Here is a 22,109-nt window from a genome sequence, read left to right as displayed (position 1 = left end):
TCATCCTTTGATCGCTCCGGACATGAATCCTCGGACATAGTGGCGCTGGAGCAGTGCGAACAGCACCAGGCACGGCAGCGCCATGACGACCACGCCCGCCTGCGTCGCCCCGAAGTCGACGGCGCCCATCGACTGCTGGCGGAGGTTGGCGACGGCCACCGGCAGCACGGCCTTGTCGGCCGAGCTGACGAGAATGAGCGGGGCGATGAAGTCGTTCCAGGCGGCCAGGAACGAGAAGAGTCCGACCGTGATGAGGCCGGGCCACACGCTGAACAGCATGATGCGGGTGAGGACGCCGAAGGTGCCGGCGCCGTCGCACATCGCGGACTCCTCGATCTCCTTCGGCACGGCCTCGAAGCTGATGCGCATCATGAAGACCGCGAACGGCAGCTGGTAGAGCGTGAGGACGAGCGCGAGCCCGGTGAGGGAGTCGCGCAGGCCCAGGTCGCCGAGCATCGAGTAGAGCGGGATCAGCAGGGTCGAGTACGGGACCATGAGGATCGCGAGGGTGAGCAGGAACAGGGTGTCCTTGCCGCGGAACGAGAACCGGGCGAAGGCGTAGCCGCCGGCGATCGAGAGGACGAGCGTGAACGCGACGGTGAGCAGCGAGGTGTACGTGGAGTTCCACAGGTACCGCAGGAGCCCGGCGTCGTACTCCAGCAGGCTCGCGTAGTTGCCGAAGCCGTAGCCGTCCTGCTGGTTGGTGGCGCCGTGCGGGGCGACCGAGGCGTACCCGGTCCATATGAGCGGGAACAGGAAGAGGACGGCGAGGGCCCCGGCGAGGACGTAGTAGGAGGTGCTCCAGAGCTTGGTGCTCATCACGCGTCCCTTCTGAGGGCCCGGAACTGGACCGCGTTGAGGACCAGGAGCGCGGCGAGGACGACCACCGAGATCGCGGCGGCGGCCCCGAGGTCGAAGCGCTGGAACGCCTCCCGGTACACGAGCTGGACGACGGTGACGGTCGAGTTGTCGGGCCCGCCCTTGGTGAGGATGAAGAACTGGTCGAAGGCCAGGAGCGAGCCGGTGACCGAGAGGATGAGGACGAGGCCGAGCGCGGGCCGCAGGAGCGGGATCGTGACGTGCCAGAACGCCTGGCGGCGGTTGGCGCCGTCGAGCCGGGCGGCCTCGTAGACGTCCGGCGGGATCGACTGGAGGCCCACCAGCAGGATGATCATGAAGAACCCGGCGAACTTCCACACGATGAGGACCACAGTGGACCACAGCGCGGCGGTGGGGGTGCCGAGCCACGACACCGGCTCCATGCCGAGGCGCTCCAGGAGCGGGTCGAGCGGGCCGATCGCGGGGCTGTAGAAGCCGAAGAACAGCAGCGAGGCCGACGCGAGCCCGAGGGTGGTCGGCAGGAAGTACGCGGTGCGGAAGAACCCGGTGCCCCGGCGGCGGTCGGCGACGATGAGCGCCAGGAGCAGCGAGAGTCCGATGAGGATCACGACGACGATCCCGGTGTACTTGAGCGTGAACCCGACCGCGGGCCAGAACAGCGGGTTGTCGGCGATGCCCTCGTAGTTCTGCGGGAGGTTGATCCCCCGGTCGCCGGCCAGCAGCGGCCAGTCGGACGCGGACATGCGTCCGACCAGCAGCAGCGGCGCGACGAAGAAGACCAGCACGAACACCGCCACGGGGGCGGCGTAGAGGGCGCCGGCCAGCTTGCGCGAATGTCGCATTGAGTTGTCGTTCCTAACTGCCCAGCGAGGCCGTCACGTCGTCGTTGAGGGCGCTCAGGTCGGCGCCCGGGTCGCCGTAGACGGCGCCGCGCACCAGCGGGAGCCAGGGGCCCTGCGGGTCGTTGAAGGTCTGCCCGAAGTTGAGCGAGTACGGGGTCCGGCCGACCTGGACGAGGTCGTTCATGACGACGGCGTTCGGGTTCTCGGCGTAGTACTGGTTGTCGGCGAGGTCGGTGCGGGCCATGACGTCGCCGTTGGCGGCGAGGAGCTCGACCTGCTGCTCCTCCTCCAGGCTCCAGCGCAGGAAGTCCCACGCCTGGTTGGCGTGCTCGGAGTTGGCGCTGATGCCGATGGAGTCGCCGCCCACGAAGGTCGACTCGCCGCCGTCGATGCCCGGGATGGGGGCGACGCCGACGTTCAGGTCCGCGGGCATGAGGCCGAGCATCGTCGAGGGCATCGGCATGACCCCGATGTTCCCCTCGGGGAAGTACGACACCCAGGTCGCGCCGGTCTCCTCGGCGTGGCCGGCGGCGACGGCCCCGTCCTCGACGAGACCGCGGTACGTCGCGTAGACCTCCTGGGCCTCCGCGGAGTCCAGAAGGGACTCCGTGCCGTCCTCGTTCATGACCTCGGCGCCGGAGGCCCAGATCGTGGGCCACCAGGTGAAGACGAAGCAGCCGCCGCAGTTGCCGCCGAAGAAGGTGCCCTCGACGTCGCCGCCGAGGGCGTCCACGGCGCGGGCGTGGGCGTCGAACTCGGCGAGGGTCGTCGGCGGGGCCTCGGGGTCGAGGCCCGCCTGGGCGTAGAGGTCCTTGTTGTAGAACAGGACCGAGAGGTCGAGGGTGTGCGGCACGAGGTACTTCGCGCCGTCGACCGTGCCGACGTCGAGGTGGGACGGGGCGAGGGCGTCGGCGAAGTCGAGTGCCTCGATGCGGTCGGTGATGTCGAGGTAGGCCCCGGCGGTGGTGAAGTTGGGGGCGAAGACCACGTCGAGGGCGAACAGGTCGGGCAGCTCCTGGTTGCCCGCGGCGGTGCCGACGCGGGTCTGGTAGTCGTCGGTGGGGATCACCGTGAGCTCGATCTGGTTCTCGTGGCTCGCGTTGTAGGCGTCCACGAGCGCCTGCGACTGGGCCTCGGTGGCGGCGCGGGTCCACATGGTCAGCGTGGTGCCGTCGTCGACGCCTTCGAGGACGACCTCCTGGTCGCCGCCTCCGCCGCCGCCGTTGCAGGCGGTGGCGACCAGTGCCGTGGCGGCGGCGAGGACCGCCGCGGCGCGGCGTTTCGGGAATCTCATGGGCTGCTCCTCAACTGCAGGGGATCAAGGGGTCGGGGCGGACGGCCGCTGCCGCCGCCGGTGGTGCGGGTGCGCGGGGCGGCCCCCGCCGGGCCCTGGTGCAGGAGCCCGGCGGGGGCCACGGACGCGAAGGCGCCCAGGCGAAGTGCGGTGCGACGGTGCGGGTCCATCAGGCGGGTCCCCTGGTCTGGACGACCTGCTGGATCGTGCCGTCGGCGTTGAAGTAGAGCGGATCGATCGCCACAGAGCGGCGGAAGTTGCCGCCGCCGGGGGCGTCGGCGGTGTGGTAGACCATCCACCACTGGCCGTTGAACTGCTCGATCGCGGGGTGGTTGGTGGTGGAGGTGACCTGGCCGAGGACCACGCCGCGGTGCGTCCAGGGCCCGGCCGGGTTCGAGGCGGTCGCGTACCGGATGCAGGCGTAGGACGAGCTGGTGACGCAGCCGGAGCCGCCGTTGGAGGCGTAGGCCATGTAGTAGACGCCGTTGCGCTTGAACATCCAGGGGGCCTCCCAGAACTCGGTCAGGCCCGTCGGGGTCGTGACCGCGCTCGCGAGGGAGGTCATGTTCTGGTTGAGCCGCGCCATGCGCGGCTGCCAGTACGAGCCCCAGTAGAGGTAGATCTGGCCGTCGTCGTCGATGAACACGGTCGGGTCGATGTTGAGCGCCGAGGAGTTCGGGGTCGAGTCGGAGATCAGCGGGGCGCCGATGGCGTCGACGTACGGGCCGAGCGGGTTGTCCGAGACGGCCACGCCGATGTTCATCCAGCCATTGTCGGTGTTCCCGTCGACGGAGACGAACCAGTAGTAGCGGCCGTCCGGCCCTCTGACCACTTCGGACGCCCATGCGTTGGCGCCGGCCCAGGCGAACGTCGAGAGCGACAGGCGCGCGCCGTGGGAGGTCCACGCGGAGGTGTTGCTGGCGGGTGCGGTGGAGGAGAAGGCGTGCCACTCGTCCATCACGAACGCCTGCTGGTTCGCGGCGGCCTCGTCGCGGCCGGCGAAGACGTACATCGTGTTGCCGACGACGAGCGTCGCCGGGTCGGCGGTGTAGATGCTCCGCACGATCGGGTTGCCGGTCTGCGTGGAGGAGCCGGAGCCCCAGACCTTCCATTCGAGGACGCCGACGGAGGCGGCCCCGCTCTGGAGGACCGCGCGCACGGCGGTGGTGGTGACGGCGGTGAAGTTCGTGTGGTTGTAGGCGTTCGCGGCGGTGCCGTAGCCGCTCGCGCCGGCGACGGCGGTCCAGGTGCCGTTGTTCAGGTACTCGATGCGCCAGCTCGCGGGGACGCGGACGCCGCCGGGACCGGAGTTGTAGGAGTCGTCGAAGAAGTAGAGGTCTGATGAGGACACGGTGACGGGGGCGGCCCAGGTCAGCTGCACCCATTGCGATCCCGTCTGGGGCCAGGTGCCCCAGCGCGGGTTGACGGTGTCGTTGGAGCCGGGCGGCTCGACGCCGTCGTTGATCGCCGCCACCGACTCCCACGAGGAGGTGTAGGAGGCGGAGGGGGTCGCCGAGCGGGCGACGTTCGCGGTCTGGGCCTGGGCCGGGGTCGCGATCTGGAGGCAGGTCCAGGCCAGGGCCGCGGCGAGCGCGGCGGCGAACGCTCTTCGGAAGGCGGGGTTGCGGACTGCGGTGCGGTTCATGGTGTTCTCCTCGTGCCGGTGGGAGATCAGGTGACGGTGACGTGGGCCTGGGCGCGCAGCGAGGTGCCCGCGATCGTGCCCTGGACGGTGAAGGCGCCCGGTGCGGCGTACTGCGAGGGATCCACGGGGTCCCAGGTGACCGCGGTCGAGACGTTGTCCTTGGAGCCGTCGTTGTAGACGGCGGTGACGGTGGCCGGGAGGTGCGGCGCGGTGCCGGCGCGGGTGGTGGCCGCCTCGGCTTCGAGCGCGGTGATCTCGACCTGGTCGGTGAGTCTGACGTGGACGGTGGCGGTGGCGGGGAGGGCGAGGCCGGTGACGAGTCCGGCGACCTCGACCGCGGTGGCGGGCTGCGAGACGTCGTCCTCGGTGAGCGGACCCCACACGACCGGGAGGTCGAGGCGGGTGCCGTCGCCGTATACGCAGGTCACGGTCCCGGGGAGGTCGGGCACCGCGCCGGCGGTGGTCGGCTGATGGGCGGCGCGGACCTGTTCGGGCGCTTCGGCGAAGACCTTCCATTCGAGGACGCCGACGGAGGCGCCGCCGCTCTGGAGGACCGCGCGCACGGCGGTGGTGGTGACGGGGTCGAAGGCGACCTCGTTGTACCGGTCGGTCTCGGTCCCGTAGGGGCCCTGGGGGTTCACGTCGGTCCACTGGTCGCCGTCGCGGTACTGGATCTTCCAGGAGGCGGGGGCGAGGACGCCGCCGCCGTCGTCGAAGAAGTACATGTCGGCGGCGTCGAGGCGGACCGGGGCGTCCCATTCGAGCTGGACCCACTGCTCGCCCTGCTGGGGCCAGGTGCCCCAGCGAGGGTTGGCGCCGTCGTTGGAGCGGGGCGGGTCGACGCCGTCGTTGATCGCGGTGGTGTGCTCCCATGGCGAGGTGTAGGAGGCCGTGGGGGTCGCGAACAGGGCGGCGTTGGCGCGGTCGTCGGGTTCGGCCACCAGGATTTCCACTGTGGAGGAGGTGGCGGCCTGTCCGTCGGCGGCGGTGAGCTCCAGCGTGTAGGCGCCGGGCTCGGTGAAGGTGGCGACGGTGCTCGACGCGGTCGGGTCCTCGAAGACGACCGCGCCGGGCCCGTCGACGGCCGCCCACGACGCGGTCAGCGCGCCGTCGAGGGGGAGGCCGTCGTCTTTGACCGTGCCGGTGAGCAGGGCCTGCATGGGCTGGCGGAAGGCGAGGTCCTGCCGGGCCAGCGCGTAGGGCGCGGTGTTGTCCGGCGGGTCGGCGTCGTGGCCGGTGCGCAGGACCTGGATCTCCTTGAGCCCGGTGGCGTGCCCGTCCTGGTGGTCGAGGAGGACGCGGACGCGGTCGGTGGTGATCTCGGGGAACTGCACCCGGTTGTAGTTGGCGCGCGGGATCGCGGGGGTCTTGGCCTGGTCCGGGGCGGTGACCCAGTCGGTGCCGTCGTGGTACTGGACCTGGTAGACGGCGGGTTCGGCGAGGCCGCCGGCGGTCCTGTCGCGGTAGAAGTAGAGGCGGAGCTCGTCGATCTCGACGTCGCCGCCGAGGTCGACCTCGTACCAGTCGGCGTCCGCGCCGGAGCCGGCGCTGGACCAGACGGGGGCGTTGATCGTGGTGCCGTCGACGGCGCCGTCCACGGTGGATCCGGGGGCGGTGTGCGAGGCGGTGGCGGGGCGTCCTTCGGCGAGGTTCTCGGCGTCGCCGGTGAGGTCGGCGCCGGCCTTGGCGAAGACGTCGACGACGCGGCCGTCGAGTGCGACGTCCTGGGGTTCGGAGAGGTGCTTCATCTTGCGGCTCTTGAGGACGCAGCCGCCCTCGGTGAGCTGGACGCGGCCGGTGTCGGGGTCCCAGACGGCGGGGACGAGGCTGTCGAGGGTGAAGGCGCGGACGCCGTCGATGTAGACGGAGTAGCCCTCGGGGGCGCCGGGGTAGTGGTCGGTCCCGTCGCCGGGCTCGTCCCAGACGATCGTGAGGTCCGAGTCGCGGTGGCGGAGGTCGTTGACGGTGAAGTGGTCCCAGCCGATGTCGATCGGGGCGAGCTCGATCCTGTCGTCGGTGCGGGGGCGCAGGCCGGCGACGTCCTCGACGTAGGTCCAGATGCTGGAGCCGAGGGTGGTGTGGTGGATCCAGGAGCGGTAGTCGATCTCCTCGCCGTCCCAGTCGGCCCAGAACTCGTTGGAGTCGGGCCAGGCGGTGTCGCCGCCGATGTAGGTGGACCAGGCGTTCCAGTACAGGAGCTGCTTGTAGTCCTCGGCGGTGACGGCGTCCTGGTCGTAATCGCGCAGGACGGAGGAGAAGAGTCTGAACTGGACGGTGGAGTTGATCTGGGAGAAGTTGTTGGAGCCGGGGTTCCCTTGCTCGGCGGCCTCGGCCTTGTCGGCCTGGTTGGCGGTGTAGAAGGGGAAGACGGGGTACTGCTCGGGGTCGTCGAAGAGGCGGAGCGCGTCGGTGTACGGCGCCTCGTTCGGGACGGCGCCGACGCTGAAGGGGTAGTAGTTGTTGATCTCCTTCCACGGCACGTGGTCGCCGGAGGCGACGTGGACGTGCTCGAAGAGCTGGGTGTCGGGGTTCCAGAGGACGTCGGTGATGGCGGTGCGGATGTCTTCGGCGAGGGTGCGCATCTCGTCGGCCTTGGCGGCGTTCCCGGCGAGTTCGTAGGCCTCGGCGGCGGCGAGGGCGCCGGAGTACTGGTAGGCGGACTCGGCGCGGTCGAGGTCGCCGTCGCGCCAGTGGAAGGAGACGGCGTCGGCGTCGTTGCCGGTCATGGCGCCCCAGTCGTACTCGATCAGGTGGTTGCCGTTGGAGTCGAAGGTGTCGAGCTGGCCCTTGACGTCGCCTTCGGCGTAGCGGGCGAGCTGCTCGGCGATCTCGGCGGGCCCGCCGTGGACCTGGTAGGAGCGCCAGGCGGCCTCGGCGATGTACTGGGTGTAGGAGTTCGACCAGTTCTCGGGGTCGCCGGGGTTGTCCATGAAGCGGCCGCCCTCGGAGGACTCGCCGGTGGAGACCCAGGGGCCGTAGGAGTAGGCGGGGTCGCGCAGGTACTTGAGGTCGTCGATGAACATCGGGACGGTGAGCGCGATGGCGTTGTTGTACCCGGTGACGCCCTCGATGGAGGTGGGGAACTGGAAGTCGTTCCCGGGGATGTCGGCGTCGAGGTAGTTGTAGCGCATCAGCCACCAGCGGTAGTAGATGAACTTCTTGTGGGCCTCGTCGGGGACGTCGAAGTAGGGGAGGTTGTCGGCCCACCACCGGTTGTAGGCCTGGACGTGGGTGGCGAAGGCGGCCGCGGGCTCGGCGCCGCGGTAGGCCTCGTACTCGGTCGCGGACTCGGGGATCTCCTCGGCGATCATGCCGAGCTGGATCTTGACGGTGGCCGATTCGCCCTGGGCGAGTTCGAGTTCGCCGGTGAGGGCGCCGTCGTCGGGGGCGAGGCCGGTGCCGGAGAGGCGCGGGAAGACGGTGGTGAGGCGTTCGAGGCGGGAGTTCTGGACGTCGAGGACGCCGGTGAGCTCGTCGCCGTCGGCGGTCCAGGCGAGGTCGGACTCGACGCGGAGGGGGACGGTGGCGTCGGGGCCGCCGTTGGTCACGGTGAGGTTGGCGACCGCGGTGTTGTTGTGGGTGATGAACTTCTGGACCTCGACGGTGAGGGCGCCGCCGGTGTGGACGGAGGTCCAGTGGCTGGGGGTCTGGCGGCGCCGGCCGACGTCCTCGGTGAGGCCGCCGTCGCCGACCTCGACGGTGAAGCCGTCGGTGTTCGAGGCGCGGTCGAAGGTGGGGTCGTAGTAGGCGATCTGGCCGCCGAAGCCGATGACGTCGGGGTCGTGGACGCGCATGAGGAGGGCCCGGCCGCGGGTCATGAGCCACTGGTCGCCGGCGGGGTCGACGCCTTCGCGGGCGAGGAGTCGGTCCATCCAGAAGTCGGTGCCGGCGCCGCCGTCGAGCTCCTCCTCGTACATCGCGGGCATCATGCCGTCGAGGTCGTAGGGGACGGGTTCGTCGGGGACGGCGTCGCCGCCGGTGAACTCGGGGTAGCCGATGGTCTGCTGGGCCGCGGCGGGGAGCGCGCCGATGACGAGGAGGCCCGCGGCGAGCGCGGTCGCGGCCGCGGTGGCGAGGAGTCGGGTGGACGGGGGGCGTTGCTGCATCGCGTGCCTCCGTGCGCTTGTGGTGTGCCGGGTGAAGGGGACCGGAAGACCGAAAGCCTCCGAAAACCTTTTCGGAACGCCGTCGACACGATGTTATGGGTCTCATCGGTGGCCTGTCAATGCATGAATTGAAGTAATTCGATATCAACGGCGGGGACCTGCGGCAGTGTGACCGAAAGCGGTGTTGGCGGTGTTTCGGGCCGTCGGCTACAGTCGATCCGTTCCGGCCGGTCGCGGCCGGGACCGCAGAAGGAGGACCAGGTGGCCCGACCCCCGGCACCGCGCGGCGCGCGCGCCGCCACGCTGACCGACGTGGCGCGGCTGGCGGGCGTCTCGGTGGCGACCGCCTCCAAGGCCCTCAACGGCCGCAACCACGTCAGCGCCGCCACCCGCGAGCGGGTCATGGAGGCGGCCGCGCAGCTGTCGTTCTCCCCCAACTCGCTCGCGCGCGGGCTCCTCGCCGGGCGGACCGGGACGGTGGGCCTGCTTACCTCAGACCTGGTGGGCCGCTTCAGCCTCCCGATCCTCATGGGCGCCGAGGACGCGTTCGGGGCCGGTGAGATGTCGGTGTTCCTGTGCGACGCCCGCGGCGACGCGATCCGCGAGCGCCACCACGTGCAGGCACTGCTCAGCCGCCGCGTCGACGGGCTCATCGTGGTGGGCTCCTCGACCGACCCGCGCCCGCCGCTCGCCGCAGCCGTCGACGTGCCGGTCGTGTACGCCTACGCGCCGTCGGAGGACCCCGAGGACCTCTCGATCGTGCCCGACAACGTGGGCGCCGGACGGATGGCCGTGGAGCACCTGATCGCCTGCGGCCGCACCAGGATCGCGCACATCTCGGGCCACCCGGGGTACTCCGCGGCGCGCGACCGCGTCACCGGCGCGCTCGCCGCCCTCGGCGACGCCGGGCTGTCGCTGGTCGGCGAGGTCGCGTACGGCACGTGGGAGGAGGGCTGGGGCCGCGCGGCGGCCTCGATGCTCCTGGACCGCGAGCCGGAGGTGGACGCGGTCCTGTGCGGCTCGGACCAGGTCGCCCGCGGCGTGCTCGACACGCTGCGCGAGCGCGGCCGCCGCGTCCCCGAGGACGTCGCGGTCATGGGCTTCGACGACTGGCAGGTGATGACCACCGGCGCCCGCCCGCAGCTGACCAGTGTGGACATGAACCTGGAGGAGCTGGGCCGCGGCGCGGCCCGGGCCCTGTTCGAGGCGATCGACGCCGAGCACGAGCGGGGCGTGCGCACCGTCCAGTGCCGGGTCGTCGTGCGGGGCTCCACCGCACCCGAAGCGTAGGTTCGCGCCCGGGCCCGGGTTTCGGGGAGTATCTTCTCCGGTCGTGACCGAACAGATGACCTCCGACCGGCACGCGACCTGGCTGGAGTTGTTCTTCGACCTCGTGGTCGTCGCGGCCGTCTCCCAGCTGACGCACCTGCTGATCCACCCCGACGGGCTGAACGTCGCGGCGTTCTTCGTGCTGTACACCGCGATCTGGCTGGTGTGGACCTCGTTCACCATCTACTCCAATGTGGCCTCGGAGCGGACGCACACCCGCACGATGCTGCTGGGCATGGTCGGGCTCGCTGCGATGGCCGCGGCGATCCCGGAGGCGACCGGGGCGCACTCGGCGGTGTTCGCGGCCGCGTACCTGTACACCTGCGGGGTCGCCTCGCAGGGGCTGAACCGGACCGGGCGGATCGTCAAGGGCTGGTCGGCCGCGCAGCGCAACGCCGGCCTGCTGCCGTTCATCGTCGCGTTCTGGGTCGGCGACCCGCACTGGAAGCTCGCCCTGTGGGCGCTGGGCGTGGCGATGACCCTGTGCTTCGCGATGATCGTGGACAACAACGACACCGAGCGGATGCGGGAGTTCCAGGAGCGCATGGACCGCAGCGCCGAGCGGCACGGGCGGGCGGTGCCGGTGTTCCAGGCGTGGGACCCGCACGCCTCGCACCTCGGCGAGCGGCTGGGCCTGTTCGTCATCATCGTGCTCGGCGAGGCCGTGCTCCAGCTCATCGGCGCGATCGGCGAGGTCGAGTGGGGCTGGAGCCAGATCGGGATCGGCCTGACCGGGTTCGGGCTCCTCATCGGCCTGTGGTGGCTGAACTTCCGGTTCGGCTTCGACGAGGAGAACCAGACCCCGCCGCGGTTCCTGCTGCCCGCGCACCTGGTCGTCGCCGTGTCGATCACCCTGGTCGCGTTCGGCCTCGGCGCCGCCGCCGAGCACGCCACCGACCCGCTCCCCGGCCTCCACCGCTGGCTCCTGTGCGCCGCGCTCGTGATGTGCCTGGGGCTGTGCGCCCTCGCCAACCGCGCCTGGTGGGGCTTCGCGATCGTCGCCCTGCCGCTCGCGCTGGCGGCCTTCGGGTCCGGCCTGCCGGCGGTGTTCACCGTCATCGCCCTCGCCGCGTCCGTGGCCGGCTTCGTCGCCTACTTCAACCGCCGCTCCGCCCCGCAGGAGGCCGCGGCCGCCTGACTAGCGCGGGGCCCACGGCTCCTCGGGGCGGTCGACGTCGTCCTCCTCGTCGTCCGCCCAGCGCTCCAGCATCCGCTCGGCCTGGTCGAGGACGTCGTCGAACTCGGCCTGGAGCGCGGGCGAGTCGGCGACGATCTTGCGGATGAGCGGGTACCGGAGGTTCATCTGGTCCATGACGGGGATCTCGTCGAGCAGGTGCTCCTCTCCGGCGAAGCCGCGCAGGACCACCTCGACCGCGAGGGGCTTGAGCGGCGGGTCGGAGTCGCGGAAGTCCTCGCGCATCTCGTTCGCGAACTCGCGGAACGCGTCGTGGTCGGCGTTCCCGGCGAACCGGTGCTCGATGCAGATGCTCATGACGGCGATGGCGAACCCGAACAGCCGCTCGTGCGCGGCCTCGTCGAGCTCGTCGTGGATCCGGCGGGCGGTCGGGCCGTCGCCGAACGCGACCGCGCGGACGGCGGCGCGGAAAGTGGCGGGTTCGTTCATGTGGCCCTCCGGCTCCAGTGTCGTGCGGCCCGGGCGAGGCCGTCAAGGGTGGCCACCGACAGGATCACGACCGACGCGACGCCCTCCCCGGTGGCCGGCGGCGTGTCGTCGCCGTGTCGTTCGAGCCCGCCGATGGCGAGGCTCGTGTTCGCCGTGTCCTTGAACTGGGCGTGCACGTCGGCGCCGCCGCGGATGAGCTTGCGGGTGAGCCGCTCCCGCTTCGGGAGTCCGTCGTCGCCGGTGGTGTCTACTTCGGGGGGAGGCGCGTCCGGCATGCCCAGGCGCTCGCGGAGCCGCGCGACGCGGGGCCGGTACCCCTCGGCGATCCGCAGCGACACCTCGACGCCCCCGTACCGCCCCAGGAGGACCCGGACGCCGTCCGGCGCCGTGCGGAGCGCGAGGCCGCCCGCAGCGGGGTAGGAGCCGGTCATGGCGCCTTTGAGGATCAGCAGCGCGTCCTCGAGGTGGCCGACGGTGAGCCAGCGGGAGTTCTGGGCGGCGCCGAGCAGGTCGGCGACGGCGTTGAGCTGCAACGTTTTCCGCTCGGCGCCGAAGGCCGCGAACGCGGCGCGGAGGTCGTTGGCGAGGTCGCGGCTGCCGAGGAGGACCGACTCCAGCGACTCGGCCTCGCGCTTGTCCTCGGCGATGAAGGCGGCGAGGTCGGAGAGGCGGCTCATGGGGCTACGCCTGTTTGGCGGCCGCGGCGGCGGTGGCGGCCTCGTCGAGCTGGAGGGACGTGGCGCGGTTCTGGGACGCGGACTGCTCCAGCCGGTCCTTGACGCCCATGACGGCGTTGGCGACGCCCTCGGCGCCGAGGGCCGTCACCTGGCCGAGTAACTCCTCGGCCTGCTGCTTCGAGCCCTCGATCCGGGCGGTCAGCTCGTCGGTGGCGTCCTTGTTGGCGGTGATGCTGGCGATGAGGTCGTCGAGGGAGGACATGCGCGTGCTCCATGGAGGGAAGGGCGGTGCCGAGGGTGGTCCCGGTGGATCTCAGTTTGGCATAGTGCGGCGGTGATCAGGGTTTTCACCCTGAAATGCCGTGAATGTTGAGGGAACATAATTGGAGAGTGACTCCAGTTAGGAGAGTGGCGCGGCGGCCGTCGGGCGGGGTTCGCCGCGAGTTTGGCGATTATTTTCATATTGAGGACTATCCCTGTAACTCGTTTTCATGGGATCTTGGGGAGGACCCGCACCCGCACTCCCCCGAAGGCCAGGTCCCAACGTGCGAACGACCCCGTGGATCGCCGCCGCCGCACTCGCGGCCGCGCTCGCGACCGCCCCGCCCGCGAGCGCCCAGGAGGACGCCGGCACCGCCGTGCCCGTCGCCGGCGACTCGACGCCGATCGCCCCCGGCATCGTGCTCGACTCGTTCGACCGCTGGGAGGACCAGGGCTGGATCCGCGGCGACGCGGCCACCGTGGACCTCACCGCGGGCGCGAGCCCCCGCTACCTCTCCCCCGGGCAGGTCGCCGCGGCCGAGCCCGTGCGCGGGCAGCTGGAGGGCGTCGAGGACGCGGTCCTGGCGTTCAACGCGGACTTCTTCGACATCAACGACACCGGCGGGGCCGAGGGCGTCGCGGTCTCCGGCGGCGAACTCGTCAAGTCCGCCGCCTCCGGCACTTCCAACGTGCTCGCCTTCGCCGCCGACGGGACCGCCGCGATCGAGTCGATCGGCTTCGACGGCACCGCGACCACTCCCACCGGGACGCTGGACCTCCACGGCCTCAACACGACCGCGCTGCCCGCCGGCGGCGTCGGCGTGTACGACGCGAACTGGGGAACCGCCGCCCGCGCCCGCGTGGCCGACGGCGCGCCCGTCACCGAGGTGACGGTCGTCGACGGCGTCGTCACCGCCGTCACCGGTGCGCCCCAGGAGGGCCCGATCGCCGACGGCGCGCTCAGCCTCGTCGGCCGCGACGCCGCCGCGCAGACCCTCGCCGCCCTCGCCGTCGGCGACGCCGTCGCGATCGAGTACGGCGCCGTCCTCGACGGCGACCTGCCCGAGACCGCCGTGTCCGGCCGCCAGATGCTCATCGCCGACGGCGCGGTCCTCGACCAGACCGACCAGGCCCGCCACCCGCGCACCGCCGTCGGCGTCTCCGCCGACGGCACCGAGCTGTACGTCCTCACCGTCGACGGCCGCCAGGCCGCCAGCGGCGGCTACACCCTGGAGGAGACCGCCGAGGAGCTCCTCGCGATGGGCGCGCACACCGCCCTCAACCTCGACGGCGGCGGCTCCTCCACCCTCATCGCCCGCGCGCCCGGCACCGACGACCTCGTCACCGTCAACGCGCCCTCCGACGGGAACGAGCGCGCCGTCGGCAACGCCCTCGCGTTCACCGTGCCCGACGGCGACGGCGACCCCGCCGGGTTCGCCGTCGCGCCCCAGGCGCCCTTCACGCCCGGCGCGATCGAGGGCGCCGACTACGACCGCGTCTTCCCCGGCCTGACCCGGCCCCTGTCGGCCGCCGCCTACGACGACGCGTACGGCCCCGCCGGCGCCGACCCGCGCTGGACGACCTCCCCGAGCCGCCTCGGCCGGGTCGACGACGACGGCGTCTTCCACGCCCGCAACCGCTCCGGCACCGTCGAGGCCACCGCCGAGGACGGCGGCGCGCGCGGCTCCACCGAGCTCACGGTCCTCGGCGAGCTCGCCGCCCTCGAACCCTCGCAGCGGCTCCTGTCGCTCCCCGAGGCCGGGGCCACCGCCGCGTTCCAGCTCGTCGGCGCCGACGCCGACGGGTTCACCGCGCCGATCGACCCCGCCGACGCCGACCTGTCCTACGACGCGGACCTGCTCACCGTCGAGTCCGACGGCCGCGGCGGCTTCCTCGTCACCGCCGCGACCGGCGGCTCCGGCACCGTGGAGCTCACCGTCGGCGGGATCACCACCGCGCTCGCGGTCACCGTGGGCCTGGAGGCGACCACCGTCGCCGACTTCGCGGACGCCGCCCAGTGGGTGTTCTCCACCGCCCGCGCCACCGGCTCCATGGCGCCCGCGCCCGGCCACGACGGCGATGCCGGACTCGCGATGACGTACGACTTCGCGCAGTCCACCGCCACCCGCGCCGCCTACGCCCGCACCCCGGTCAACATCCCGGTCGCGGGCCAGCCGCAGCGGTTCAGCCTGTGGATCGACGCCGAGGGCGACGGCGAGTGGCCCTCGCTGCAGCTCAAGGACGCCAACGGCACCGACGTGGTGCTGCGCGGCGCCTACCTCACCGCGCCCGGCTGGCAGCAGGTCGAGTTCGAGGTCCCCGCCGGCGTCAACTACCCGGTCTCCGTGCACCGCTTCTACGTCGCCGAGACCCGCGCGACCGCCCAGTACCAGGGCTCGGTCACCATCAGCGACCTCACCGCCTACACCGCGCCCGACGTCGAGATCCCCGCGGCCGAACCCGCCGCCGACCCGCTCGTCGCCGGCGACCTCGACGGCGCCGACTGGACCTTCGCCGTCATGTCCGACGCCCAGTTCGTCGGCGAGCACCCCGACAGCGCCATCGTCGCCTCGGCCCGCCGCACGCTCCAGGAGGTCAAGGCCTCCGACGCGGAGTTCCTGATCGTCAACGGGGACCTGGTGGACGAGTGCGAGAGCGACGACCTCGCGCTCGCCGATCGCGTCCTCGACGAGGAGCTCGGCGACGAGCTCGACTGGGTGTACGTGCCCGGCAACCACGAGGCCATGGGCTGCAGCGTCGACGACTGGTCGGCCGTCTTCGGCCCCGCGCACCAGGTCTTCGACAGGGGCGGCACCCGCTTCATCACCCTCGACACCTCCGGCCTGACCATCGGGAAGGGCGGCTGGGAGCAGATCCTCATGCTCCGCACCGCCCTCGACGAGGCCGCCGCCGACCCCGGCGTCGACTCGGTCGCCGTCGTCGCCCACGTCCCGCCGAACGACAAGAGCCCCCAGGCCGCCAGCCAGTTGAGCGACCGGCTCGAAGCCGAGGTCGTCGAGGAGTGGCTCACCGGGTTCGAGGCCGGCAGCGGCAAGGAGGCCGTCTACATCGGCGCCCACGCCGGGTACTTCGACGCCACCCGCGTCGACGGTGTCTCCTACTGGGTCAACGGCAACTCCGGGAAGGCCCCGTCCACCACCCCCGAGGACGGCGGCTTCATCGGCTGGACCGAGTTCGGGATCGGCGCCACCGGCGAGGAATGGCTCGCCGCCCAGGTCCGCCCCCAAGTCGACGCGCTCACCGTGGACGTCCCCGGCCTCCGCCCCGGCGGCACGGTCAGCGTCGGAGCCGAACTGACGCAGGGGAACACGACGATGCCGGTCGTCTACCCCATGGGCGTCGCCTGGACCGGGACGAACGTCTACATCGGCGAGCGCCCGCCCGGCCTCCTCGACTGGCTCCGCTCCGACGCCTGGTTCGACCCCGCGACCCGCGAACTGCTGGCATGGCGCACCGGCACCGTGACGCTGACGGCCACGGTCAACGGCACCGCCGCCACCGACACGGTCGACATCCGCCGCTGACAGTCCGGCCCGGCGACCCGCGCTCCCGTCCGGCCCTCCGCGTGGGGAACCGACGAGTGGCGGGCGGCCGGGCCCGGTCCGTCCGGGGCGGCCCGGTGCCGCAGCGAACCAGGAGGTCCGAAGCGAACTGGCCCGGCCCAGCACGTCTCCGCGCCTCGGCGTAGCCGCGAATACGCGGCCGCGCCGAGGCGCGAACGCTTCGGCGGCAAGCAGTGTGGACGCATGAACCGCTCACTGCTCCCCCGCGTCCTCGCCGCCGCGGCGGCCGGTCTGCTCGCGCTGACCGCGTCCGCCCCCGCCGCGCAGGCGCAGGACCCCGGCCTCGTCCAGACGAGCGCGGGCCTCCTGCGCGGCACCGTCACCGACGCCTCCCGCAGCTTCGAAGGCATTCCGTACGCCGCGCCGCCCGTGGGCGACCTCCGCTGGCGCGCCACCGAGCCCGCCGAGCCGTGGGACGGCGTCCGCGACGCGACAGCGCCCGGCTCACAGTGCCCGCAGCAGAGCGGGGACACCGTGGCCGGGGACGAGGACTGCCTCTACCTCGACGTCCACATCCCCAGGGACGCAACGGGACCGCTGCCGGTGCTGGTGTTCCTCCACGGCGGCGGCCTCGACTCCGGATCCGGCTCCACTTACGACCCGGCTCCCGTCGTCGCGCGCGGCGACGCGATCGTGGTGGCCCCGAACTACCGCCTCGGCGCGCTCGGCTGGCTCGCCCACCCCGGCCTCGACGACCCGTACGCGGGCAACTTCGGCCTCGCCGACCAGCAGGCCGCGCTCGCGTGGGTGCGCGAGGAGATCGGCGCGTTCGGCGGCGACCCCGGCAACGTGACGCTGTGGGGCCAGTCCGCGGGCGGGCGCAGCACGTGCGCCCAGCTCGCCGCACCGGGCGCGGCGGGCCTGTTCGACAAGGCGATCGTGCAAAGCGCGCCATGCGGCAACGCACTGCTCACCGCGGACGAGGCCGAACGGCGCGGTGCCGCACACGCGCAGGCGCTGGGCTGCACCGGTACCGACACCGCCGCGTGCCTGCGGAACGCCGACACGGCCGACCTGGTCGCCCTCGGCAGCGGCGGTCCGGTGACCGTGGCGCGCCGGGCCGCGGACCTGCCGTGGTCGCCGGTGGCCGGGACCGAGGCGCTGCCGCTGCAACCGCTCGCGGCCATGCGCCGCGGCCTCGCCGCCGACGTCCCGCTCCTCATGGGCGGCACGAGCGACGAGATGCGCTCGATGGTCTACCGCGCCTACGACCGGTTCGGCACGCCCGTCACGGCAGACGCCTACCCGCAGATCGTGGAGGACATGTTCGGTGCCCGCACTGCCGGGGCGATCCTCGCGAGGTACCCCGCCGCCGACTTCGTGTCGCCGAGCATCGCGCTCGCGACCCTGCTCACCGACTACGGGGGTCAGCTCGGGATCTGCTCGCAGCTGCCCGCGCTCGACGCGGCGGCCCGGTACTCGCGCGTGTACGCCTACGAGTTCGCCGAGCCCGCGCCGCCGGTGCCCGGGTTCCCGATGGGCGCCAACCACAGTGCGGACCTCGGGTACTTCTTCACGACGCCGTGGGGCGCACCGCCGCAGGGGGCGCAGGCCGAGCTGTCGGCGGCCATGATCGACCACTGGACCGCGTTCGCCGCCGAGGGCGACCCCGGCTGGCCGCGCTACCGCGACGACAACGCGCGAGTCCTGTCCACCACGGACTCGGGCATGACCGACCTCGCGGCCGGCCACCACTGCGGCTTCTGGAACCGGGTCGGCTAGCGGGCCGACCGGTCGGCCGCCCCGTCGCAACCGGTCCTAGGGCCGCTCGGGGACGTGGCAGTCGGCCAGGTGGTCGTCGACCATCCCCACCGCCTGCATCATGGCGTAGGCCGTGGTCGGGCCGACGAACCTGAAGCCGCGCTTCTTGAGGGCCTTCGACAGCGCGGTCGACTCGGGGGTGACGGCCGCGATGTCGGCGAGGCGCTTCGGGCGCTCGCGCCGCTCGGGCGCGAAGGACCACACCAGGTCGGAGAGGCCGCCGTCGAGTTCGGCGGCGGCCTTCGCATTGGCGATGGTCGCGGCGATCTTCGAGCGGTTGCGCACGATCCCGGCGTCGCCGAGGAGCCGCTCGGCGTCGTCGTCGGTGTACTCGGCGACCTTCGCGATCCGGAAGCCGTCGAACGCCGCGCGGAACGACTCGCGCTTGCGCAGGATGATCAGCCACGACAGGCCCGACTGGAACGCCTCCAGGCTCACCCGCTCGAACAGCTCGTCGTCGCCGCGCACCGGGCGGCCCCACTCATGGTCGTGGTAGTCCCGGTAGATGTCCGGGGCGACGCCCCAGGGGCACCGCGCCAGGCCGTCCTCGGCCGACGTCACCGCGTCGCTCATCGCTCTCCTCCTTGGCCGTCGCGAGCCTACGCGCCGGGACCGACAGGCCCGGCCGCGCCGCTCCCGCTCACGATGCGGAATGTCGGTGGCTTATTGCAAGATAGTTGCAATAGAGTCGACCCTGTCCCGCCACTTCGAAGGAGCCCCCGATGACCAGCACGCCCACCGGCCACACCCTCCCCGACCTCGTCATGGCCTGGGGCCGCGGCCGCGCCCACTCGCGGACCACCGCCCAGCCGGAGCCGGTCGCGGGCGGCTACCGCGTCGCGGTCGGCCCGCCGAGCACCGAGATCCGCGAGGTCTTCCACACCTACACGCCCGACTCCCTCGCCGCGACCGCGCAGCGCCTCGACACCCCCGGGAACCAGGTCATGATCGCGGGCCCCTCCGCGCTCCTCCAATCGGTCGTGCCCTCGACCTGGACGATGGACGAGGGCGGCCACCTCATGACCGCCGAGTTCGCGCCCCTCGCGTACGCCGTGCCCGCCGGGTACCGGCTCGCGGTCGAGACCGAGGGGCCGCTGACGGTGGCCCGGATCTTCCACGCCAACGGCGACCTCGCGGCCTCGGCGCGACTGGGCCGCGACGGCGCGTTCGGAGTGTTCGACAAGGTGGTGACCGCCCCGAACCACCAGCGCCGCGGCCTCGGCTCGACCGCGATGCGGGCGCTGTCGACGACGGCGCACGCCCTCGGCATGCGGTTCGGGCTCCTCGTCGCCAGCGACGACGGCCGCGCCCTGTACGAGCACCTGGGCTGGTCCTTCGTGTCCGATTTCCCCGGGGCGCGCAGCAAGCGCGGCTAAATCGGTTGCCGGGCCCGGGGCCCGCTGCGAGAGTGGGCCCATGACGACCCGATCCGACGAGGGCTGGCGCGACGCCAACCGGGCCATGTGGGACGAGCGCGTCCCGATCCACGCGGCGAGCGACTTCTACGACCAGGACGGCTTCCGGGCCGGCGGCGGCGACGTCAACGCGTTCGAGGCCGAGGAGGTCGGCGACGTCACGGGCAAGCGCCTGGTCCACCTCCAGTGCCACATGGGCCAGGACACGCTCTCGTGGGCGCGCCGCGGCGCGGCCGAGGTCGTGGGCCTGGACTTCTCGGCGCCGGCCGTGGAGGTCGCGCGCGGCCTCGCCGCCGAGCTGGGGCTCGCGGACCGGGCCTCGTTCGTGGCCGCCGACGTGTACGACGCGCGGGAGGCCCTGGGCGGGCGGACGTTCGACGTCGTCTACACCGGGATCGGCGCGCTGGTGTGGCTGCCGGACATCGACCGGTGGGCGGAGGTCGCGGCGTCCCTGGTCGCGCCCGGCGGGTTCCTGTACCTCGCCGAGTTCCACCCGGTCTCCAACGTCCTCGACTGGGACACCGGGACCCGCTTCGAGCGCGACTACCTGAGCCGCGAGGCCGTGGTCCTCGACGAGCCGGGCACGTACGTCGACTTCGCGGCCGAGACTGAGAGCAATCTGAGCTACGAGTGGGTGCACTCGGTGGGATCGGTCGTCTCGGCGCTCGCGGCGAACGGCCTGCGGATCGAGTTCCTGCACGAGTTCGACTGGACCCTGTTCCAGAACTTCGGCACCCTTGAGCAGGCAGAAGGCCGCTTCCGCCAGCCGCAGGGGACGCCGCGGGCGCCGCTGATGTACTCGGTGAAGGCGAGCCGGAGCTGACTCCCGGCCGCGCGCCGGTTCCGAAGCGTCTCTGATCCCGCTCCCAGCGCTCGGGGGAGGTTCCGCCCGAACAATGGCGGTTCCACGAGGTGAGAGGGGTGGGGCAGTGACCGCCAAGCGAGACGTGACGCCGACATACGAGGGCCGCGCGTACACCAGGCCCGACGACGAGCTGGTCGACCAGGGCCTTCAATTCGACATCGGGACCCTGCTGAGCCGCCGCGGCGTGCTCTTCGCGGGCGCCGGGGCCGCGGCCCTGGGGCTGGCGGCGTGCTCGGACGGCGGCGATTCGAGCGGATCGGGCTCGGGCACGACGGCCTCCGCGGAGGACCTGACGGAGATCCCGGAGGAGACGGCCGGGCCGTACCCGGGCGACGGCTCCAACGGCCCGGACATCCTGGAGCAGAGCGGCGTGGTCCGCAGCGACATCCGGGCCAGCTTCGGCGACAGCACCACCGCCGCCGAGGGCGTGGGGCTCGACATCGAGCTGACGCTCTACGACATGGCGAACGACAACGCCCGGTTCGAGGGCGCGGCCGTGTACCTGTGGCATTGCAACCGCGACGGCGAGTACTCGATGTACTCCGAGGCGATCGTGAACGAGAACTACCTGCGCGGCGTCCAGGTCGCCGACGCGGACGGGGTCGTGAAGTTCACCAGTGTCTTCCCGGCCTGCTACGACGGCCGCTGGCCGCACATCCACTTCGAGGTCTACCCGGACGTCGACTCGATCACCGACAGCGCCAATGCGATCGCGACCTCGCAGATCGCGCTCCCGCAGGACGCCTGCGACACCGTGTACGCGGAGGAGGGCTACGAGCAGTCGGTGGAGAACCTCTCGCAGGTCTCCCTGGAGACCGACGGCATCTTCAGCGACGACGGCGGGGCCTCGCAGCTCCCGTCCGTCAGCGGCGACGTCGCGGCCGGGTACACGATCGCGCTGCCGGTCGGCGTCGACACCTCGACCGAGGCGGGCGGCGGCGGCATGTCCGGCAGCGGAGGCGCGCCCGAGGGCGGCGGCACGCCGCCCGGCGGCGCCCCCGAATCCTCGACGGGCTGACCCCTGAGCGCTGCCGCTCGGCCCGACGACGCCGGCCGCCCTGATGCGCACGGTCCGCCGACCGGCCGCGGGCACCCCTATGGGCGGGGGCGCGAGCTCCCCCGATATTCAAGCCTCCCTCAGCGGTCCGACACACCACCGGGCGGTAACGATCCGCGGCGTTCGGCTTACGTGCGCGCGGCCCGATGCCGGTGAGGGGCCGTGCGCTCGGCGCGTGGCCTCAGATGAGGACGACGAGGCCGGATTCGCCGAAGAGCGTGGCGGCGAGGGCGCCGCGGTTGCCGGCCTTCATGGGGAGCTTCGCGCCGACGGCCGCGATGTGCGGCTCGACGCGCTCGGGGTGCGGGTGAATCGCCTCAAGGCCCACGAGGGGCACGATCGGCAGGTCGGCGGCCGGGTGCGGGGTGGCGCCCCAGTCGATGAGGAAGGGCACGGGGCCCCGGTGGCGGCCTTCGCGGTCGAGCGTGAGGCGCCAGGAGAGGGTGGCGCCGTCGGGGGTCTGGCGGGACATCTCCCACGGCTCGCCCGGGTCGTACCCGGATTCGCGGGAGGCGGTCACCGCGTCGTCGATGCCCTCGACCTGCACGGCCCAGGTGACCAGCCGGGCCTCGGTGAGCGTGTCGATGCCGAACGGGCGCCACTTGTCGGGGGCCGACTGCTCCGGGTCGGGGCCGACGATCTCGAGGTAGGCGCCCTCACCGAGTCCGAGCAGGAAGTTCCTGGTGCCCAGGCCCGGGTGGGCGCCTCCGGGGACGGGTTGCGTCCCGGTCAGGCGCGTGACCTCCCTGACCGTGACGGCCAGGTCGGGCGTGGCGAGAACGAGGTGGTCGAGTGAGGACATGAGCCGG

17 protein-coding genes are annotated in these 22,109 nt (G+C 72.2%); 7 read left to right on the top strand and 10 right to left on the bottom strand.

The genetic code is table 11. The features are described 5' to 3' along the window. The 5 genes from ABD419_RS09245 to ABD419_RS09225 all read right to left on the bottom strand — a co-directional run bounded on the left by ABD419_RS09245 (position 1) and on the right by ABD419_RS09225 (position 8,727). A complete protein-coding gene (locus tag ABD419_RS09245) occupies positions 1-819 on the bottom strand; it encodes a carbohydrate ABC transporter permease (protein WP_344484845.1) in 819 nt (272 codons plus the stop codon). Further along, positions 819-1,682 carry a carbohydrate ABC transporter permease gene (locus tag ABD419_RS09240; protein ID WP_344484842.1) on the bottom strand — a complete coding sequence of 288 codons (864 nt, stop codon included), beginning with the start codon at positions 1,680-1,682 and terminating at the stop codon, positions 819-821. Before ABD419_RS09240 ends, ABD419_RS09245 begins: the two co-directional genes overlap by 1 nt. A 13-nt stretch (positions 1,683-1,695) precedes the next feature. Beyond that, positions 1,696-2,976 carry an ABC transporter substrate-binding protein gene (locus ABD419_RS09235; protein ID WP_344484839.1) on the bottom strand — a complete coding sequence of 427 codons (1,281 nt, stop codon included), beginning with the start codon at positions 2,974-2,976 and terminating at the stop codon, positions 1,696-1,698. A 169-nt stretch (positions 2,977-3,145) separates the two neighbouring features. Next, complete coding sequence (locus ABD419_RS09230) at positions 3,146-4,621, bottom strand: family 43 glycosylhydrolase (protein WP_344484836.1); 1,476 nt, start codon at positions 4,619-4,621, stop codon at positions 3,146-3,148. A 26-nt stretch (positions 4,622-4,647) separates the two neighbouring features. Continuing rightward, the gene (locus ABD419_RS09225; protein WP_344484833.1) at positions 4,648-8,727 is read right to left on the bottom strand and encodes an Ig-like domain-containing protein; all 4,080 of its coding nucleotides are present in this window, start codon (positions 8,725-8,727) and stop codon (positions 4,648-4,650) included. A gap of 261 nt (positions 8,728-8,988) precedes the next feature. Between ABD419_RS09225 and ABD419_RS09220 the strand changes: the two genes are divergently transcribed. Both ABD419_RS09220 and ABD419_RS09215 read left to right on the top strand, forming a co-directional pair. Further along, positions 8,989-10,017, top strand: a complete 1,029-nt coding sequence (locus ABD419_RS09220) for a LacI family DNA-binding transcriptional regulator (protein ID WP_344484830.1) — start codon at positions 8,989-8,991, stop codon at positions 10,015-10,017. A 43-nt stretch (positions 10,018-10,060) separates the two neighbouring features. Then, positions 10,061-11,194 (top strand): low temperature requirement protein A, encoded by a 1,134-nt coding sequence (locus tag ABD419_RS09215; protein WP_344484827.1) that lies wholly within the window; start codon positions 10,061-10,063, stop codon positions 11,192-11,194. Here the strand turns inward: ABD419_RS09215 and ABD419_RS09210 are convergent, their stop codons facing one another. The 3 genes from ABD419_RS09210 to ABD419_RS09200 are packed head-to-tail and all read right to left on the bottom strand — an operon-like array spanning position 11,195 to position 12,619. After that, positions 11,195-11,680 (bottom strand): hypothetical protein, encoded by a 486-nt coding sequence (locus ABD419_RS09210; RefSeq protein ID WP_344484824.1) that lies wholly within the window; start codon positions 11,678-11,680, stop codon positions 11,195-11,197. Next, the gene (locus ABD419_RS09205) at positions 11,677-12,357 is read right to left on the bottom strand and encodes a hypothetical protein (RefSeq protein ID WP_344484821.1); all 681 of its coding nucleotides are present in this window, start codon (positions 12,355-12,357) and stop codon (positions 11,677-11,679) included. Before ABD419_RS09205 ends, ABD419_RS09210 begins: the two co-directional genes overlap by 4 nt. 4 nt (positions 12,358-12,361) lie before the next feature. Next, positions 12,362-12,619 carry a hypothetical protein gene (locus tag ABD419_RS09200; RefSeq protein WP_344484819.1) on the bottom strand — a complete coding sequence of 86 codons (258 nt, stop codon included), beginning with the start codon at positions 12,617-12,619 and terminating at the stop codon, positions 12,362-12,364. Between the two features lie 283 nt (positions 12,620-12,902). On the opposite strand from ABD419_RS09200, the gene ABD419_RS09195 reads away from it, so the two are divergent. Beyond that, entirely contained in the window at positions 12,903-16,163 is a 3,261-nt protein-coding gene (locus ABD419_RS09195; protein WP_344484816.1) for a phosphodiester glycosidase family protein, read from the top strand. Positions 16,164-16,385: 222 nt separating this feature from the next. Then, positions 16,386-17,924: a carboxylesterase/lipase family protein gene (locus tag ABD419_RS09190; RefSeq protein WP_344484812.1), complete on the top strand. Its 1,539-nt coding sequence runs from the start codon at positions 16,386-16,388 to the stop codon at positions 17,922-17,924. A 36-nt stretch (positions 17,925-17,960) separates the two neighbouring features. Here the strand turns inward: ABD419_RS09190 and ABD419_RS09185 are convergent, their stop codons facing one another. Beyond that, complete coding sequence (locus ABD419_RS09185) at positions 17,961-18,536, bottom strand: DNA-3-methyladenine glycosylase I (RefSeq protein WP_344484809.1); 576 nt, start codon at positions 18,534-18,536, stop codon at positions 17,961-17,963. A gap of 149 nt (positions 18,537-18,685) precedes the next feature. On the opposite strand from ABD419_RS09185, the gene ABD419_RS09180 reads away from it, so the two are divergent. The 3 genes from ABD419_RS09180 to ABD419_RS09170 all read left to right on the top strand — a co-directional run bounded on the left by ABD419_RS09180 (position 18,686) and on the right by ABD419_RS09170 (position 21,261). Continuing rightward, positions 18,686-19,339 carry a GNAT family N-acetyltransferase gene (locus tag ABD419_RS09180; RefSeq protein ID WP_344484806.1) on the top strand — a complete coding sequence of 218 codons (654 nt, stop codon included), beginning with the start codon at positions 18,686-18,688 and terminating at the stop codon, positions 19,337-19,339. A 40-nt stretch (positions 19,340-19,379) separates the two neighbouring features. Next, the gene (locus tag ABD419_RS09175; protein WP_344484803.1) at positions 19,380-20,201 is read left to right on the top strand and encodes a class I SAM-dependent methyltransferase; all 822 of its coding nucleotides are present in this window, start codon (positions 19,380-19,382) and stop codon (positions 20,199-20,201) included. Positions 20,202-20,307: 106 nt separating this feature from the next. Then, a complete protein-coding gene (locus ABD419_RS09170) occupies positions 20,308-21,261 on the top strand; it encodes an intradiol ring-cleavage dioxygenase (protein WP_344484800.1) in 954 nt (317 codons plus the stop codon). A 220-nt stretch (positions 21,262-21,481) separates the two neighbouring features. Here ABD419_RS09170 and ABD419_RS09165 read toward each other — a convergent pair whose 3' ends face one another. After that, on the bottom strand, positions 21,482-22,102 hold the full coding sequence (locus tag ABD419_RS09165) for a VOC family protein (RefSeq protein ID WP_344484797.1): 621 nt from the start codon (positions 22,100-22,102) through the stop codon (positions 21,482-21,484). Positions 22,103-22,109 lie beyond the last annotated feature (7 nt).

Origin of the sequence: Glycomyces endophyticus (genome assembly GCF_039531525.1) — a bacterium.
Classification (GTDB): Bacteria; Actinomycetota; Actinomycetes; order Mycobacteriales; family Micromonosporaceae; genus Glycomyces; species Glycomyces endophyticus.
The sequence above is the reverse complement of the archived record's forward strand: the minus strand, read 5'-3'. Positions and strand labels throughout refer to the sequence as shown.

Bases quoted from the DNA above. Each gene is read 5' to 3' on its own strand.
- ABD419_RS09245 (WP_344484845.1), bottom strand. From the start codon at position 819: ATGAGCACCAAGCTCTGGAGCACCTCCTACTACGTCCTCGCCGGGGCC.
- ABD419_RS09240 (WP_344484842.1), bottom strand. From the start codon at position 1,682: ATGCGACATTCGCGCAAGCTGGCCGGCGCCCTCTACGCCGCCCCCGTG.
- ABD419_RS09235 (WP_344484839.1), bottom strand. From the start codon at position 2,976: ATGAGATTCCCGAAACGCCGCGCCGCGGCGGTCCTCGCCGCCGCCACG.
- ABD419_RS09230 (WP_344484836.1), bottom strand. From the start codon at position 4,621: ATGAACCGCACCGCAGTCCGCAACCCCGCCTTCCGAAGAGCGTTCGCC.
- ABD419_RS09225 (WP_344484833.1), bottom strand. From the start codon at position 8,727: ATGCAGCAACGCCCCCCGTCCACCCGACTCCTCGCCACCGCGGCCGCG.
- ABD419_RS09210 (WP_344484824.1), bottom strand. From the start codon at position 11,680: ATGAACGAACCCGCCACTTTCCGCGCCGCCGTCCGCGCGGTCGCGTTC.
- ABD419_RS09205 (WP_344484821.1), bottom strand. From the start codon at position 12,357: ATGAGCCGCCTCTCCGACCTCGCCGCCTTCATCGCCGAGGACAAGCGC.
- ABD419_RS09200 (WP_344484819.1), bottom strand. From the start codon at position 12,619: ATGTCCTCCCTCGACGACCTCATCGCCAGCATCACCGCCAACAAGGAC.
- ABD419_RS09190 (WP_344484812.1), top strand. From the start codon at position 16,386: ATGAACCGCTCACTGCTCCCCCGCGTCCTCGCCGCCGCGGCGGCCGGT.
- ABD419_RS09185 (WP_344484809.1), bottom strand. From the start codon at position 18,536: ATGAGCGACGCGGTGACGTCGGCCGAGGACGGCCTGGCGCGGTGCCCC.
- ABD419_RS09180 (WP_344484806.1), top strand. From the start codon at position 18,686: ATGACCAGCACGCCCACCGGCCACACCCTCCCCGACCTCGTCATGGCC.
- ABD419_RS09175 (WP_344484803.1), top strand. From the start codon at position 19,380: ATGACGACCCGATCCGACGAGGGCTGGCGCGACGCCAACCGGGCCATG.
- ABD419_RS09165 (WP_344484797.1), bottom strand. From the start codon at position 22,102: ATGTCCTCACTCGACCACCTCGTTCTCGCCACGCCCGACCTGGCCGTC.